Origin of the sequence: Gordonia sp. X0973 (genome assembly GCF_013348785.1) — a bacterium.
Lineage (GTDB): Bacteria > Actinomycetota > Actinomycetes > Mycobacteriales > Mycobacteriaceae > Gordonia.
The window spans coordinates 3,471,357-3,486,623 of record NZ_CP054691.1; the positions used below are offsets into that span (position 1 = coordinate 3,471,357).

General features: G+C 64.4%; 14 protein-coding genes, 3 pseudogenes and 1 other annotated feature. Of the genes and pseudogenes, 13 read left to right on the top strand and 4 right to left on the bottom strand.

Going from position 1 to position 15,267, the window contains the following annotated elements:
* Positions 1–34: 34 nt before the first annotated feature.
* Positions 35–301, bottom strand: a pseudogene (locus HUN08_RS18460) (transposase); the annotation flags it as partial.
* Here HUN08_RS18460 and HUN08_RS17040 point away from each other — a divergent pair.
* A pseudogene (locus HUN08_RS17040) lies at positions 300–791 on the top strand (transposase); the annotation flags it as partial. The pseudogenes HUN08_RS18460 and HUN08_RS17040 sit on opposite strands and share 2 nt — an antisense overlap.
* Positions 792–854: 63 nt before the next feature.
* Here HUN08_RS17040 and istB read toward each other — a convergent pair.
* Positions 855–1,649, bottom strand: coding sequence for an IS21-like element helper ATPase IstB (gene istB / locus HUN08_RS17045; RefSeq protein WP_298446595.1), 795 nt, complete (start codon positions 1,647–1,649; stop codon positions 855–857).
* Between the two features lie 2 nt (positions 1,650–1,651).
* Positions 1,652–2,929 carry an IS21 family transposase gene (istA, locus tag HUN08_RS17050; protein WP_124249144.1) on the bottom strand — a complete coding sequence of 426 codons (1,278 nt, stop codon included), beginning with the start codon at positions 2,927–2,929 and terminating at the stop codon, positions 1,652–1,654.
* On the opposite strand from istA, the gene HUN08_RS17055 reads away from it, so the two are divergent.
* The 5 genes and pseudogenes from HUN08_RS17055 (at position 2,920) to HUN08_RS17075 (ending at position 6,433) form a co-directional block, all read left to right on the top strand.
* On the top strand, positions 2,920–3,669 hold the full coding sequence (locus HUN08_RS17055; RefSeq protein ID WP_301547013.1) for an IS256 family transposase: 750 nt from the start codon (positions 2,920–2,922) through the stop codon (positions 3,667–3,669). The genes istA and HUN08_RS17055 overlap by 10 nt on opposite strands.
* A protein-coding gene (locus HUN08_RS17060) for an IS3 family transposase (RefSeq protein WP_301546785.1) occupies positions 3,638–4,860 on the top strand; the annotation gives its coding sequence in 2 pieces (ribosomal slippage) (positions 3,638–3,917 and positions 3,917–4,860; 1,224 coding nt in all). The genes HUN08_RS17055 and HUN08_RS17060 overlap by 32 nt, the downstream gene beginning before the upstream one ends.
* Positions 3,907–4,040 (top strand) — a sequence feature (AL1L pseudoknot). (Overlaps the previous gene by 134 nt.)
* 38 nt (positions 4,861–4,898) lie before the next feature.
* Positions 4,899–5,282 (top strand): annotated as a pseudogene (locus HUN08_RS17065) (ATP-binding protein); the annotation flags it as partial.
* 60 nt (positions 5,283–5,342) lie between these two features.
* Positions 5,343–5,681 (top strand): hypothetical protein, encoded by a 339-nt coding sequence (locus HUN08_RS17070; RefSeq protein ID WP_008382042.1) that lies wholly within the window; start codon positions 5,343–5,345, stop codon positions 5,679–5,681.
* Complete coding sequence (locus HUN08_RS17075) at positions 5,678–6,433, top strand: ATP-binding protein (RefSeq protein ID WP_124249135.1); 756 nt, start codon at positions 5,678–5,680, stop codon at positions 6,431–6,433. The genes HUN08_RS17070 and HUN08_RS17075 overlap by 4 nt, the downstream gene beginning before the upstream one ends.
* 126 nt (positions 6,434–6,559) lie before the next feature.
* Here HUN08_RS17075 and HUN08_RS17080 read toward each other — a convergent pair whose 3' ends face one another.
* Positions 6,560–7,561 carry an AraC family transcriptional regulator gene (locus HUN08_RS17080; protein WP_008382041.1) on the bottom strand — a complete coding sequence of 334 codons (1,002 nt, stop codon included), beginning with the start codon at positions 7,559–7,561 and terminating at the stop codon, positions 6,560–6,562.
* Between the two features lie 120 nt (positions 7,562–7,681).
* Between HUN08_RS17080 and HUN08_RS17085 the strand changes: the two genes are divergently transcribed.
* The 7 genes from HUN08_RS17085 to HUN08_RS17115 all read left to right on the top strand — a co-directional run bounded on the left by HUN08_RS17085 (position 7,682) and on the right by HUN08_RS17115 (position 15,226).
* The gene (locus tag HUN08_RS17085) at positions 7,682–8,002 is read left to right on the top strand and encodes a 2Fe-2S iron-sulfur cluster-binding protein (protein ID WP_003937313.1); all 321 of its coding nucleotides are present in this window, start codon (positions 7,682–7,684) and stop codon (positions 8,000–8,002) included.
* Positions 8,003–8,025: 23 nt separating this feature from the next.
* The gene (locus HUN08_RS17090; protein WP_003937314.1) at positions 8,026–9,414 is read left to right on the top strand and encodes a cytochrome P450; all 1,389 of its coding nucleotides are present in this window, start codon (positions 8,026–8,028) and stop codon (positions 9,412–9,414) included.
* The gene (locus HUN08_RS17095; RefSeq protein WP_003937315.1) at positions 9,411–10,613 is read left to right on the top strand and encodes an NAD(P)/FAD-dependent oxidoreductase; all 1,203 of its coding nucleotides are present in this window, start codon (positions 9,411–9,413) and stop codon (positions 10,611–10,613) included. The genes HUN08_RS17090 and HUN08_RS17095 overlap by 4 nt, the downstream gene beginning before the upstream one ends.
* 71 nt (positions 10,614–10,684) lie before the next feature.
* On the top strand, positions 10,685–12,145 hold the full coding sequence (locus HUN08_RS17100; protein WP_003937316.1) for a cytochrome P450: 1,461 nt from the start codon (positions 10,685–10,687) through the stop codon (positions 12,143–12,145).
* Complete coding sequence (locus HUN08_RS17105; RefSeq protein WP_003937317.1) at positions 12,142–12,867, top strand: transglutaminase family protein; 726 nt, start codon at positions 12,142–12,144, stop codon at positions 12,865–12,867. Before HUN08_RS17100 ends, HUN08_RS17105 begins: the two co-directional genes overlap by 4 nt.
* The gene (locus tag HUN08_RS17110) at positions 12,864–14,393 is read left to right on the top strand and encodes an aldehyde dehydrogenase family protein (protein ID WP_003937318.1); all 1,530 of its coding nucleotides are present in this window, start codon (positions 12,864–12,866) and stop codon (positions 14,391–14,393) included. Before HUN08_RS17105 ends, HUN08_RS17110 begins: the two co-directional genes overlap by 4 nt.
* Positions 14,390–15,226: an SDR family oxidoreductase gene (locus HUN08_RS17115; protein ID WP_003937319.1), complete on the top strand. Its 837-nt coding sequence runs from the start codon at positions 14,390–14,392 to the stop codon at positions 15,224–15,226. Before HUN08_RS17110 ends, HUN08_RS17115 begins: the two co-directional genes overlap by 4 nt.
* Positions 15,227–15,267 lie beyond the last annotated feature (41 nt).

Genomic DNA, 15,267 nt, shown 5'->3' on the forward strand with positions numbered 1-15,267 from the left:
CAGATCAGATGTCACCTATACGTGCAGCAGTCCCGTTAGCCCGCTTCAATTCAGTGTTCTCGCGTCTGAGTCGCTTGAGTTCGGCCGATTCCTCAGTCGTTGTTCCCGGCCGCTGGCCAGCATCGACCTCGGCCCGACGACACCACTTGCGGACCGTTTCTGGCGTACCTATCCCGAGTAGCTCAGCGACCTTGCCCATCGCTGCCCACTCCGAGTCATCCTCAGCCCGAATCTCAGCGACCATCCGGATCGCCCGCTCACGCATCTCGGCCGGGTACCTCTTCGTCCCACTTCCTGACATGACTCCATCCTTCCCAACGAACAGAGTCTCCGGACACGCCGGGGCGATTCACGATGAGGATGGGCGCCGGCTGGTGGTGCGTAACGGCTACCACAACCCGCGGGAGGTGATGACCGCCGCCGGTGCGGTTCCGGTGCGGGCACCAAGGGTCAACGACAAACGGGTCGACCCTGAAACTGGTGAACGCCAACGGTTCTCGTCGGGGATCATCCCGGCCTGGGCACGTAAAAGCCCCGAGGTCAGCGCGGTGTTGCCGCTGCTGTACCTGCACGGGTTGTCGTCGGGAGATTTTGGGCCGGCGCTGGAGCAGTTTCTTGGCTCGGGTGCGGGGTTATCGGCGGCCACGATCACTCGACTGGCCAGCCAGTGGCAGAAGGAAGCGGCCGCCTTCGACGACCGCGACATCACCAGCGATTATGTCTACCTCTGGGTCGACGGCATCCACCTCAAAGTCCGGCTCGAGCAGGAGAAGCTGTGTCTGCTGGTGATGTCAACGGCGGGTGAAATCTGACCCCCTATCGACGTCTGAAACCTGACCCCCTTTGATGGTTGGTTACTGCTGTTCGCCCGGTTCGGGCGAAGTTGTGAGGAGCTCCCGTCGGGAGCGGGTCCGGTACGAGTCACCGCTGAGGGTGAGGACTTCGGCGTGGTGCACGAGCCGGTCGATCATCGCTGCGGCGACGATGTCGTCGCCGAACACTTCGCCCCACCGGCCGAACGGCATGTTCGAGGTCACCAGGATCGAGCCCTGCTCGTAACGGTGCGCGATCAACTGAAAGAACAGGTTCGCCTGATCGGCGTCGAACGGTAGGTAGCCGACCTCGTCGATGATCAACAACTTGTAGCGGCGCAGCCGCTTCAACTCGTGCTCGAGGCGGCCGTCGGTGTGCGCGGCCTGCAGGCGAGCGGCCCACCCGGTCGCGGTGTCGAACGCGACCGGATATCCGGCATGGCACGCCTTGATGCCCAGCCCGATCCCCAGATGCGTCTTGCCGACTCCGGGCGGCCCGAGGAGCACGACGTTCTCGGCCTTGGCCACGAACGACATCGTCGTCAGATGCGCCAACACGTCTCGTCGCAGCGATGGCTGGTGATCGAGGTTGAAGTCCTCCAACGACTTGACCGCCGGGAAATGGGCGCCGGCGATCCGCAACCTGGTGCCGGAGGCTTCACGGTCTGCGACCTGCCGTTGCAGGACCGCGGCCAGGTACTCCTCGTGCGACCAGCCCTCCTCGCGGGCTGTGTCGGCCAGTTGTTCCCACACCCGGCCGATCGTCGGGGTCTTGAGGACCCGAGCCAGATACGCCAACGTCGAGGCCGTCGACGAACCGGCCGCAGATGCCGTCATGGTCATGATGCGATCACCTCGCGATGACCGGTCGTCGGGTTCGGGTCGAAGTCCACCCCGAACAGTTCGTCGTAGGAGGCGGTATCGCGCACCAGCGCGGGCTCGACCGGCACCAGCTTTCCCCGACGAGCCGCCTGGTACCTGGCCTTCTGGGCTTGCGCATAGTCATGACGCAGGACCTTCGCCGCGGCCACGTGCTCGTCGTCGGTGATCGTGCGCGCAGTGTCCCAACACCGCGAATGAGCACCGATGACCTGCCCCTGGCAGGAGATCACGACCTCGTCCATGCTCGCCGCGACGTCGACGAACCGGCCGATCGCTGACGGATGCGCCGAGTAATCGTTACCGTCGACCCGCACGTAGTAGTCACGACTCAAACGGACTCGCGAGGACAAGCCGACGTGCGGCGCCACCGGCGGCAACCCGGTCATCGCGGCCAGGTCCTCGTCGAGGAAGTCGATCGGTCGACCATGCAACGACCGCACCGTCCGCGCGTTCGCCTTCGGCAACCACAACCCAAGTTGGGAGTTGAAGTCCGCGGGTGAGGCGAATTCCCGACCCGGCAGGAACGAGGTCTCGAAATAGCCGTTGTTGCGTTCGGTCATCCCCTTGAACTCCGGGTCTCGGGGCGGCGCGAGCACGATCCTGGTGCCCAGAGTTCCGGCGAACATCTGCGCCGGCTCGGTGACTTTCCCGGTGCCGCCGATCGCTGATTCGCGGTCCCACACCAGCGTTTTCGAGACCTTCCCGATCGCCGATATCAACGCCCACATCCCGGCCAGGATGTCTCCGGCCTGCCGTGACGGGATCATCATCGCCGACAGAACCTTCGAAAACGTCAACGTCATCACCAGCACCGGGAGGATCTCGGCGTTGCCGAACCCGGTCGGGATCCGCGTCTCGGGGAACCACAAGTCCATCTGCGCCGACTCGCCGGGCTTGTGGACGATCCGATCGGCCGGGTCGATCCCGACGTACTCCGGGCGGATCTGCCGGATCCGGTCCTTCAAGATCGTCAACGAGTTCGTCCACTCGATCCGTTCGGCGATCACCGTTGCCGGCATCTTCGGATCCAATGTGAGTTGCTGACGGATCTGTGGCTCGACGGCGTCGACCAACGAGCCCTTCGACGGCCGCGTGTACTTCGGCGCCGCGTCCGACCGCAGCGCCGCGCGCACCGTGTTCCGCGAGTGCCCGGTCACCCGGACGATGGCCTTGATCGACAACCCCTCCGCCTTGTGCAGCCGACGGATCTCGGCCCAGTCTTCCACTGAAATCATCCCTCCAGAATGACGAGGGGGGTCAACTTTCACCCGTCGTCTGGGGGTCAGTATTCACGCGTCGTCGACAGGTGATGATCGGCGTGCGTGCCGACGGCCGTAAAGAGCTCGTCGCCCTGGCCGATGGGTACCGCGAATCCACCGAATCATGGGCCGATCTATTGCGGTCGTGCCGACGCCGCGGCATGGCGGCCCCGAACCTGGCCGTCGGGGACGGGGCGCTGGGGTTCTGGGCTGCGCTGCGCGAGGTGTTCCCGGACACCCGAGAGCAGCGGTGCTGGTTTCATAAACAGGGCAATGTGCTTGCCGCACTGCCCAAGTCGGCCCATCCGAATGCGATCAAAGCGATGCAGGAGATCTACAACGCCGAGGACATCGGCTACGCCCGTAAGGCCATCGCCGCCTTCGAGAAGACCTACGGGGCGAAGTATCCCAAAGCGGTCGCCAAGATCGTCGACGACGCTGATGTGCTGCTGGAGTTCTACCACTACCCGGCCGAGCACTGGACCCACCTGCGCACGACCAACCCGATCGAGTTGACCTTCGCCACCGTGCGGTTACGGACCAAGGTGACCAAGGGACCCGGCTCCCGAGCCGCGGGACTGGCGATGGCCTACAAGCTCATCGAAGCCGCACAAGTGAAATGGCGAGCCGTCAACGTGAAGCGCCCTGGGTTCCGTTCCGAGTCTCAGCAAGGAGAATCGGAGTATGCCCAAGAAGTTCAGTCCAGAGCTGCGTGAGCGTGCCGTGCGCATGGTCTACGACCGCCAAGCCCGCGAGGGCGGCCCTCGCGCAGCATCGATCCGTGCCGTCGCGCCGCAGCTCGGTGTCGGCACAGAGACGCTGCGGATCTGGTGCAATCGCTACGGCGCCACCGAGCCGGTCGGACCGGGAGAGCCGCTCGAGGAGGAGAATCGCCGTCTCCGGCGGGAGCTCGCCGAGGCGCGACGTGCGAACGAGATCCTGAAGGCCGCCTCAGCGTTTTTCGCAGCGGAACTCGACCGCCCCACGACGAAATGATCGCGTTCGTCGACATGCATCGCGAGAAGTTCGGGGTCGAGGCCATCTGCCGCATCCTCAGTGCGACAGAATGTGGGTTCATCACCTCCCGCGGATACCGCGCTGCCAAGAACAGGCCGGCCTCCGCTCGCAGCGTTCGGGACGAGATGCTGGCGGAGGAGGTGCAGCGGATTCATCAGGCGAACTACAGCGTCTATGGGGTCCGGAAGATGTGGCACGCAATGCGCCACGCAGGATGGAACGTCGGTCGCGACCAGATCGCGAGGCTGATGAAGATCGCCGGCCTGCAGGGCGTTCGCCGAGGTCGAAAGCCCGTCACCACCTGCTCCGCAGACGGAGATGACCAGCGCCCGGACCTCGTTGAACGGCGGTTCGTCGCGGATCGACCGCAGCAGCTTTGGGTCGCCGACATCACCTACGTCCGGATGCTCTCCGGGTTCTGCTACGTCGCATTCGTTACCGATGTCTTCAGTCGCAGAATTGTCGGCTGGGCGGTCGCGCCCACGCTCCACACGGAGTCTCTGCCATTGCTCGCACTGGAGCATGCACTGCAGTCCACCGGGGTGAGCAGGAACGAAAGCGGATTGATCCACCATTCCGACAGGGGTAGTCAATACGTTTCGCTCGCCTATTCGGACGCTCTGCTCGCCGCGGGAGTTACGGCTTCAGTAGGTACCGTCGGCGATAGCTACGATAACGCGCTGGCCGAGACAGTGAACGGCCTATACAAGGCGGAGTTGATCTACTCCAAGCGGATCTGGGAGTCAGTCAGCGAGGTTGAGCTCGCCACGATGGGCTGGGTCCACTGGTGGAACACCTCCCGGCTCCACGAAGCTCTCGGCTACCGCACCCCGGCGAACGTCGAAGCGACCTACACTCACACCACGACGACCGCGCCCGCGACCGTGTAACCACGGAACGAAACCCAGGGCGCTTCAGGCTGGGGATCGCCGCAGTGCACGCCGGGCACAAAGTGCGGTACTTCACCGCCGCCGACCTCGTGGAGACCCTGTATCGCGGACTGGCTGACAACACCGTCGGCAAAACCATCGACACCCTGCTACGCCAAGACCTGCTCATCCTCGACGAGATCGGATTCGCCCCGCTCGACGACACCGGCACCCAACTGCTGTTCCGGCTCGTCGCCGGCGCCTACGAACGCCGCTCCCTCGCGATCGCCAGTCACTGGCCCTTCGAACAATGGGGACGATTCCTGCCCGAACACACCACCGCCGCCAGCATCCTCGACCGGCTCCTACACCACGCCACCATCGTCATCACCGACGGCGATTCCTACCGCATGACACACCGAACGGAGGTACCACCCACCTAGAACATCCCGCACAGGGTGGGGACTTTTACCTGGCCACCAGCGGGGACATCAAACTGGCCGTTGACAGAGGCCCAGGGCTACCGCTCGTGCCAGAACATCCTCGCCCTGGGGAAGAGCGACAAACAACTCCTCGAGCGGGCTTGCGGGCAACTTGTCTCCGAACAGACCCGACGGGCGATCTCCTACACCGCGGTCAAGCAACGCCTGGCGGCGCTGCGGGCCCAGGCCGCCGCACGACCGACCACCGCGGCGGAACCAGCGACTGCTGCGTCGGTAGCGCCACCGGCGGGACAGCGCGACACCACCGGGGCGCATCTGGCCGGGCCCGAGCAGTTCAGCCTTTCTGCCTTGACCGGAGCCACCGGAGCCGACTTGACGGATGAGGGAGGGGCCAAGTGATCGATCGTCACCTCACCGACGCGGACATGCCGTTGTTCACGCAGCTGCGTATGACCGCGTTCGGGCAGACCGTCATCGAGCTGGCCAACGATCCCGCCTGCGACGAGTGGACCTTCTCCCAGAAGATCTCCCACGCGCTGGATAAGGAGATCACGGCCAGACAGGAACGTCGGACCCAGAAACTACTCAAGGCCTCCAGAACGCCAAACCCTGATGCCTGCGTAGAAGAGATCCGTTATCTGGCTGACCGCAACCTCAATCGGGAGCTAATCGCACGGCTTTCCAGCTGTCAATGGATCGAGTCGACCCGCAATCTTGTCGTGCTCGGTCAGTCCAGCGTGGGCAAGACCTATGTGGCTCTGGCACTGCTCAATGCCGCGTGCCGAAAGTACTACAGCGCGAGGTTCTTCCGGCTCGACGATCTGGCCAACCGGCTCGCCGTGTTGGAACCGACCTCGCAGCGGCGGTTGGATTTCCTGACGGATCTGCACAACTGTGACCTGCTGGTCCTGGATGACTTCCTGACGACGCCGGTGGCTGCGCACACCGCGGCCGAGTTGCTCAACATCCTGGCCGCTCGTGAAGGTCGAGGTTCGACTCTGGTGACCTCGCAGTTCGATCCGCCGGACTGGTACAAGTCGCTCCAGGACGCGGTCATCGCCGAATCGATCCTCAACCGGATCGTCGCCGGCGCCGAGATCATCGCCCTGGACGGGCCGAACATGCGCCGACATCTGGCGGACAGCCGATAGTTGGGCGCCGCGGTCGGGCAAGCTAGTATTCTCAATATGACTCGCTGATCACTGTGCATGTTCGAGGCTGATCCGAAGTCCACCACTTCGCGCAGCCTTTTTTATACCAGCGGCGGGACGGGTAGGTTATTCGTGCCGAAATTCGCGTGGAGAGCGACCAGTCCACCGCTTGAAGGCGTGAGAGAAGTTGGCGAGGTCGCTGTATCCGAGATCCGCAGCGATCTCACTCACCGACATCGATCGGTCGAGCAGCCGCAGCATCGCACGATCACGCAGGAATGATTCGCGCAACTCGCGAAAGGTGGTCCCCTCCTCGGACAGGCGCCGCTTGAGTGTGCTACGGGATATCGAGAGCTCGTGTGCGACCCAGTCGTTACTTCGTTTGCCGGGATCCTCCTCCAGGAGCCGTCGCACCTTCTCCGAGAAAGACGTGGTTCTGCTTCGCTGTTCGAGGGTTTGCTGCAGATCAACGATGGCGAGGCGATAGGCGACGGGATCGGAGAACCTACATACCTCGTTGAGGGTATCCGCGGGGACACGAAGGAATGACGTCGGAGCGTCGAAGTACAGGCGCCCAGCTAGGGCGTCCTCATGATTGGCCAGAAAGTTCGGCGCCGACCAGCTCAGATGGAGGGTGACGGTCGGCACATCGCCAGCGAGCATGTCAAGCAGGCGCAGGAGCGCCGACCCGCTGTACGCGACGACCAGGCAGTTCAGGGCCGGATCGCCTGTATGTGCGCTGAGCCCCACAGTAAGCCCCTCGTCTCTTGGGTGGAACTGTGGGCTGAGGGCCGTCGAGATCAAAGGCAGATAGGTGAGCAGCTCGACGATCTCGGCTACCGAACCTGCACTGACCAGAGGAAAGCTCAACGGGCCAAAGGACGTCAACTGAGCCTGCTCGGCGAACGCGAAGCCGAGCGTAGTTGCCTGGTCGACATCGAGTGCGGGGTACACCTCGCGAAACCACCGTATCGGGGCCTGGATGTTCCGCTGGATCAACGTCGTCTCGTCGATTCCTTCGCGAGCCATGATGTTGCGAAGCCGCGCGACAGCGTCTGAGTCGAGTGCTTGGCTCTCGAGCAATTGCGCGAACATGAGTGGAGGCACACCCTCCTCGTTGAGGTTCACCCTGGTCCCCTTTGAGCCGAATTCACAAGTTTCTGACTCTGCCGAACATAGCCGCCGCGCTCGTCTTCGACAACACTTTGACCAAGTTCACATTGAAGACGACGTATCCAGGAGTTGGCTATGGCAGTTGTCACCTTTGTCTCCCACGATGGCCAGAAGCACGAGGCGCCCATCGAGGAAGGGCAGTCGCTGATGCAGGTCGCGACCAACAACGCGGTGCCCGGCATCGACGGCGACTGCGGAGGCGAAGCCGCGTGCGGTACCTGTCATGTGATCGTCGATCCGCAATGGTCCGAGCAGGTCGGCCTCTCGGGTCCCGAGGAGGAGGAGATGCTCGCGATGAACCCCGAGCGCCAGCCGACCTCCCGGCTGTCCTGCCAGATGGCGGCGTCGGCGGCGTGGGACGGCTTGATCGTCGAACTACCCGAATTCCAGATGTGACGGCGAGAAACGGTTAAGACCTGATGAAGATTCCTGAAGCAATCACCGCCAAGGTTCAGTCGACCATCCCGATGGATCTGCAGATCCAGGGCGCGCATCTGTATGACAAGACCCGGCGATGGGTGACCGGGACGAACGGAGAGAAGCTCTTCGTCGAGAGTCCTATCCCGCCGGTCGAGGACGTCGAGCTCGCCGACATCGACCTCAGCAACCCTTTTCTCTATCGCCAGGGGCGCTGGCAGTCCTACTTCGAGCGCTTGCGCAACGAGGCGCCGGTCCACTACCAGCCCAACAGTGCGTTCGGTCCGTTCTGGTCTGTCACGCGGCATGCCGACATCGTGGCCGTGGACAAGAACCACGAGCTCTTCTCCGCCGAGCCGTTCATTGTCATCGGGGCCCCGCCTCGTTTCCTTGATATCGCGATGTTCATCGCGATGGATCCGCCACGCCACGACGCGCAGCGGGCCGCTGTCCAAGGCGTTGTTGCGCCGAAGAACCTGCGTGAGATGGAGGGGCTGATTCGATCGCGTGTGCAGGAGGTGCTGGACGACCTGCCCGTGGATCAGCCGTTCGACTGGGTGCAGAACGTCTCGATCGAGTTGACCGCTCGGATGCTTGCCACCCTTCTGGACTTCCCGTACGAGCAGCGTCGCAAGCTCGTCTACTGGTCAGATCTCGCGACGTCGCTGGAGCAAGCCAACGGCGGGCCCTCGGACAACGACGAGGTGTTCCCCGGCATGCGCGACATGGCGCGAGGTCTCAGCGCTCTCTGGCACGACAAGGCAGCGCGGATGGCTGCCGGGGAGGAACCCGGCTTCGATCTGATCACCATGTTGCAGAGCAACGAGAACACCAAGGACCTGATCGACCGCCCGATGGAATTCTTGGGCAACCTCGTGCTGCTGATCGTCGGAGGCAACGACACGACCCGCAACTCGATGAGCGGCGGTGTTCTTGCGCTGAACCGCTTCCCCGATCAGTTCGAGAAGCTGAAGGCAAACCCCGACCTGATCCCCAACATGGGCTCGGAGATCATCCGGTGGCAAACCCCGCTGGCTTATATGCGCCGGGTCGCCAAGGCCGACACCATTCTGAACGGGCAGTTCATCCGCAAGGGCGACAAAGTAGTGATGTGGTACGCCTCGGGCAACCGCGACGAGCGCGTGTTCGAACGGCCCGATGAGTTCATCATCGACCGGGCCAACGCCCGCAACCACATCTCCTTCGGCTTCGGCGTCCATCGTTGTATGGGCAACCGGCTGGCCGAGCTCCAGCTGCGGATCCTGTGGGAGGAGTTGCTTCCCCGTTTCGACAATATCGAGGTCGTCGGCGAGCCAGAGTACGTGCAGTCCAATTTCGTGAGGGGCATCAGCAAGATGATGGTCCGCCTCACCCCGAAATCCAGCGCATGACCTCGCAGCGGGCCCTCATCGTCGGGGCCGGCCATGCCGGGGCCCAACTCGCGGCCAGTCTGCGCCAGGAAGGGTGGACCGGTGAGATCGTCCTCATCGGCGAGGAGTCGGCGCTGCCCTATCAACGCCCGCCGCTGTCGAAGGGTTACCTGGCGGGGAAGAGCACGCTCGACGAACTCGCGATCCGCAGCGCCAAATTCTACACCGAGCAGGGGATCCAACTCCTGAATGCGAAGGTGGAGGCGATCGACCGCTCGGCTGGTCATCTCGTGTTGAGCACCGGCGACGCGCTGCCCTACGACAAGCTCGCGCTGTGCACTGGGGCCCGCCCTCGACGGCTTTCCATCCCGGGGGCCGACCTGGTCGGCGTCTACTACCTACGCACCGCTGCGGACGTCGAGATGATCCGAGAGGCCACCAGCCCCGGGTGTCGGGCTGTGATCATCGGCGGCGGCTACATCGGACTGGAGACGGCCGCCTCATTGCGTGCGCTCGGTCTGGAGGTCACTGTACTCGAGGCGACCGAGCGCGTCCTCGAACGGGTCACCGCCCCCGCTGTATCGGCGTTCTTCGACCGGATCCACCGGGAGGAGGGCGTGAACATCCGGACGGGCGCGCTGGTCGAAGCTCTATCAGGTGACGGCAGGGTCCGCGAGGTGTTCCTGTCCAGTGGCGAATCAATTCCCACCGACCTCGTCATTGTCGGTATCGGCGTTGAGCCGAACACCGAGCTCGCCGCCGCCGCGGGTCTGGTCGTCGACAACGGCGTCGTGATCGACGACCAGACCCGGACCAGCGACCCCGACATCGTGGCGGCTGGGGACTGCGCCAGCCATGACATGGCCCGTTACGGCCGTCGCATACGCCTGGAGTCCGTGCCGAGTGCGGGTGAGCAGGCCAAGGTGGCGGCCGCGACCGTCTGCGGCAAGTCCAAGATGATCGCGGCGCTTCCATGGTTCTGGTCGGATCAATACGATCTCAAGCTCCAGATCGCCGGTCTCAACACCGGGTACGACGAAGTCGTCCTCAGCGGCGACCCGACCCGGGACCGCGACTTCACCTGCTTCTACCTGCGTGCGGGCGAGCTCATCGCCGCCGACTGCATCAACCGGCCCCGTCACTTCATGTTCAGCAAGCGGGTCATCACGCAGCGACTCCCCATTGGCCGGACCGAACTGGTGCTCGCAGGCTCTGTCTGAGGTGATCGGTCCCTTGGCGGCGATGGTACGACAACAGCGAGTACGGGCCCACATTTCGGAAAGGAACGTCAGTGACGAACATCATCCAGCTCCCGCTGGCGAAGGGTCGTGAGCGGCTCTCGTCGGTATTCCTGGCACCATTGCCGAGTCGGGCCGACGCGACCCTGCTAGGGGTCAGCGACCAGTGGCCTGTTCGTGAGCTCGCCCCGCCCCCGGCGGGGTCGGGGCTCGAGCCCGTCCGAGGGACCGCGGGCATGCCTCTGCTCGGTCACACCCTGGACTACATCAGGTTCGGCTCCAACTTCACCCGGGCCAGGTACCAACGCTTCGGACCGGTCTGGTGGATGGGCGCCTTCGGCACGAGAATCGTGATGGTGGCGGGCGCGGATGCCACACAGGAGGCGCTGACGACCAAGGCGAAGTCGTTCTCCCAGGACGGGTGGACCTATCTCATCGATGCTTTCTTTCACCGGGGCCTGATGCTGATGAGCTTCGACGAGCACAGGATGCATCGGCGGATCATGCAGGAGGCGTTCACCCGCGACCGGCTCGCCGGCTACGTCGACCAGCTCGGCCCGACGCTGGAGACCAGCATCCGCAGGTGGACAGCGGGCCGGTCCACGCGCATCTACCCACTGTTGAAGGCCCTGACTCTCGACGTCGCAACGGAGGTCTTCATGGCAGGTCGGGGAGGGAGCGAGGACACTGACGCCATCAACGACGCCTTCGTGGCCACCGTGCGCGCAGCCAGCTCGATCATCCGTTTCCCGCTGCCGGGGACTCGGTGGCGCGCCGGAGTCCATGGGCGCACGCTCCTGGAGGACTACTTCACCCGGCATCTGCCGACGGCTCGAAGTGCCCAGGGAGACGACCTCTTTGCGGGGCTGTGCCATGCGCGCACGGCCGACGGTGAGGCGTTCACTGATGAGGACGTCGTCAACCACATGATCTTCTTGATGATGGCGGCCCACGATACCTCGACCATCACCACCACCGCTGCCGCCTACTTCCTCGCCAAGCACCCAGCCTGGCAGGAACGGGCTCGGGCCGAGTCCGACCGACTCGGTGAACGCCGCCCCGACATCGACGACCTGGACTCGATGGCGACTCTCGACCTGGTGATCAAGGAGACGCTGCGCCTCGTGGCGCCCGTGCCGATCGTGATGCGCAAGACGATCGAGAACGTGGAGATTGCCGGACGCCACATCCCGGCGGACACCCTGGTGGCCGTGGCTCCTGCGGTGAACCACTTCGACGAGTCGTGCTGGACCGAGCCCGACACCTTCGACCCCGACCGTTTCAGCGAGCCGCGCCATGAGGACCAGAATCACCGTTTCGGGTGGATCCCCTTCGGCGGAGGAGTGCACAAGTGCATTGGTCTGCACTTCGGCACCCTCGAGGTCAAGGCGATCCTGCACCACATGCTGCGCACTTACACCTGGTCGGTCCCCGACCAGTATGAAGTGAGATGGGACAACACCTCGCTCCCCATTCCTGTCGACGGGTTGCCGATCACCCTGGAGCGCAGATGAATCCGGCACCGGTGGCGTTCTTGGGGGCGACCGACTTCCTCGACATCGAGCACGAGTCCGTCCGGGCATTCACCGCCGCCGCGGTTGGGGATGCGAGCACCGACCGGGACAAGGCCAATCGCCTCTTCACCGCCGTCCGTGACCAGATCTGGTACGACCCCTACACGGTGTCGGACAATCCCGCCCACTATCGAGCCAGCTTCGTCCTCGAGTCCGGGCGCGCCTATTGCGTCCCGAAGGCGGTGCTCTTGACCGCGGTGTGCCGAGCGGCAGGGATTCCGGCGCTGCTGGGTTTCGCTGACGTCCGCAATCACCTGCAGACCGAAGCGCTGCGAGCGCTCATGGGCGGCACAGACCTGTTCGTCTATCACGGCTACAGCCGTCTCTACATCGACGGCCGGTGGTTGAAGGCGACGCCTGCGTTCAACACCGAGTTGTGTGCGCGTTTCGGTGTGCCGCCGGTGGATTTCGACGGTGATCGCGACGCACTCCTGCACGCCTTCACCGCCGACGGAGCCCAGCATATGGAGTACGTCCGCGAGCGCGGCATCTTCGACGATCTGCCTTTGAACGCGATCCTGACCGAGCTTCGGCATACCTATGGACCGTTGATGTTCAAGCGCGCTGACGTGATCGCTGACGCTTTCACCGACACACCCACCAGCCGCACCCAGCCCGACGGGATCTCCGGTGGGTTCCACTCACCCCTGGAGGACCGATGAGCACGGCGACCGCAGCGGACGCCTTGGACGTGTGCAACCCAGCCGATGGCCGGCTGATCGCAACCGTCCCTGTGGATGATCGCGAGACCGTGAACGGTGTCGCGGCTGACCTCCGCTGCGCCCAGGTCGGGTGGGTCGAGGCTGGCCCGCGGCAACGCGCCAGATGGTTGCATCGCTGGCGGGACTGGATCCTGGCTCACACCGACGAGCTCACCGATCTGCTGCAAGCCGAAACGGGCAAGGTGCGCCCAGATGCCCTCGTGGAGACGACCGCGTCGTGCGAATTCATCACCTACTACGCTGACAACGCCGAGAGGTTTCTCGCTGGCGAGCAGGTCAGGTCCTCGAGTCTGTTGAGTCTGCCGAAGCGGCTGTCCAAGACCTACCACCCATATCCGGTTGTCGGGCTCATCACGCCCTGGAACTTCCCGATCACCCTCTTCCTCATGGATGCAGCGCCCGCGTTGGCTGCCGGATGCGCGGTCCTGGCGAAGTCCTCGGAGGAGACGCCACTGACGTGTGCGCGGGTCGTCGAGGGCTGGCACGAGATCGGCGCCCCTCCGGTCTTGGCCCATGTTGTGGGTGCCGGCGAAGCGGGTGCGTCGGTGGTGGACGCCGCTGACTTCGTGCAGTTCACCGGCTCGACAGCCACCGGGCGTGCGGTCGCGATCCGCTGCGCCGAGCACCTGAAGCCGGTGAGCCTGGAGCTGGGCGGTAAGGATCCGGCGATAGTGCTGGAGGACGCCGACCTTGCTCGTGCGGTGGAGGGGATCGCGTGGGGCGGTCTGTTCAACGCAGGGCAGGTCTGCATCTCCGTCGAGCGGGTATACGTGGTAGCTGAGATCTACGACGAGTTCGTGGCCCGGCTGACGCAGAGGGTGCGCTCCCTGGCCCAGGGTGCGGCGACAGGTGACGACGTGGGTGCGATGGTCACTGCGAGGCAGGTCGAGATCGCCGATCGCCACGTCAGCCAGGCGGTGGCGGCGGGTGCGCGGGTCCTGGCCGGCGGAACCCGGAGTGCGGTCGGGAACTACTACGCTCCGACCGTCCTGGTCGGTGTCGACCACACGATGGCTTGCATGACCGAGGAGACCTTCGGCCCCACGATCCCGGTGATGCTGGTCGCGGATGAAGACGAGGCCATCCGTCTGGCCAACGACTCGGCGTACGGCCTGTCTGCGACGGTGTGGACCCGCGACCACGCTCGGGCACAGCGCATTGCGAAACGCCTGGACGCGGGTGCGGTCAACATCAACGACGTCTTCAGCAACCTCTTCGCCACCACACTGCCGCACAGTGGATGGAAGGCATCGGGTATCGGTGCGCGGCTCGGCGGTGCCTACGGGCTGCACAAGTACTGCCGGGTCCAGGCGGTGACCGAGCCGCGGATTCCTGTCCCGGCACGAGAACTCACGTGGTACCCGTACACCTCCCGGCGTGCGGCCATCGCCGAAAGAGTATTGCGCGCGGCAGCCGGCCGCGGCCTGTGGCAACGCCTCGGCCTGAACAAGGAGAACAGCAAGTGACGACGCACATCCCCCACACTGCCGCCAAGACTGTGGCGATCACCGGCGGAGCCCGCGGCATCGGCTACCAGACCGCGAAGGAGCTGATCCGACGAGGCCACCGCGTCGCCATCGGCGACGTCGACGAGGCACGTGCCAAAGAGGCCGCCGTCGAGCTCGGGGTGAAGGTCGTCACCCGCCTCGATGTCACCGATCCCGACTCGTTCCGCGAATTTCTCGACCTGGTCGAGGGGGGCCTCGGCCCCCTCGACGTGCTGATCAACAACGCGGGCATCATGCCCACCGGGCACGCCCACGAGGAAGCCGACGCGGTGACCCGGCGGCAGGTCGAGATCAACGTCCTGGGAGTCATCTTCGGGACCAAACTCGCCCTCCAACGGATGCTGCCGCGGCGTGCCGGGCACATCATCAACACCGCATCACTGGCCGGTGAGCTCGCCGTACCCGGTCTGGCGACCTATTGCGGCACCAAGTTCGCGGTCATCGGGTTCACTGAGGCAGCACGACAGGAATACCGCAAGTCCGGGGTCCAGCTGTCCACGGTCCGGCCTACGTTCACCAACACCGAGCTCGTCGCTGGGACGGCTGGGGCCAAGGGACTGCGCAACGCCGAGCCCGAGGAGATCGCTCGAGCGACAGCCGATCTGATCGAGAATCCGCGTTCTTTCGTGCGTGTCACCCGCCTCGCCGGCGGCATGGTCGCCGCGATGAAGTTCGTCCCCGGTCGGTTGGCTACCTGGCTCGGATCGGCCCTGGGCACGGACTCGGTGTTCCTCGACGACGTCGACATGAGGATACGCCAGGCCTACCTGGACAGAATCCGGAGCAACTGATCCAGTCTTCGAACCCCGTCGTGCGCCGATCCACCGAAGAG

What these genes read in the sequence shown, in the direction of transcription:
- istB (WP_298446595.1), bottom strand. Translation starts at nt 1,649, where the DNA reads ATGACGGCATCTGCGGCCGGTTCGTCGACGGCCTCGACGTTGGCGTAT.
- istA (WP_124249144.1), bottom strand. Translation starts at nt 2,929, where the DNA reads ATGATTTCAGTGGAAGACTGGGCCGAGATCCGTCGGCTGCACAAGGCG.
- HUN08_RS17085 (WP_003937313.1), top strand. Translation starts at nt 7,682, where the DNA reads ATGGCAGTTGTCACCTTTGTCTCCCACGATGGCCAGAAGCACGAGGCG.
- HUN08_RS17090 (WP_003937314.1), top strand. Translation starts at nt 8,026, where the DNA reads ATGAAGATTCCTGAAGCAATCACCGCCAAGGTTCAGTCGACCATCCCG.
- HUN08_RS17095 (WP_003937315.1), top strand. Translation starts at nt 9,411, where the DNA reads ATGACCTCGCAGCGGGCCCTCATCGTCGGGGCCGGCCATGCCGGGGCC.
- HUN08_RS17105 (WP_003937317.1), top strand. Translation starts at nt 12,142, where the DNA reads ATGAATCCGGCACCGGTGGCGTTCTTGGGGGCGACCGACTTCCTCGAC.
- HUN08_RS17110 (WP_003937318.1), top strand. Translation starts at nt 12,864, where the DNA reads ATGAGCACGGCGACCGCAGCGGACGCCTTGGACGTGTGCAACCCAGCC.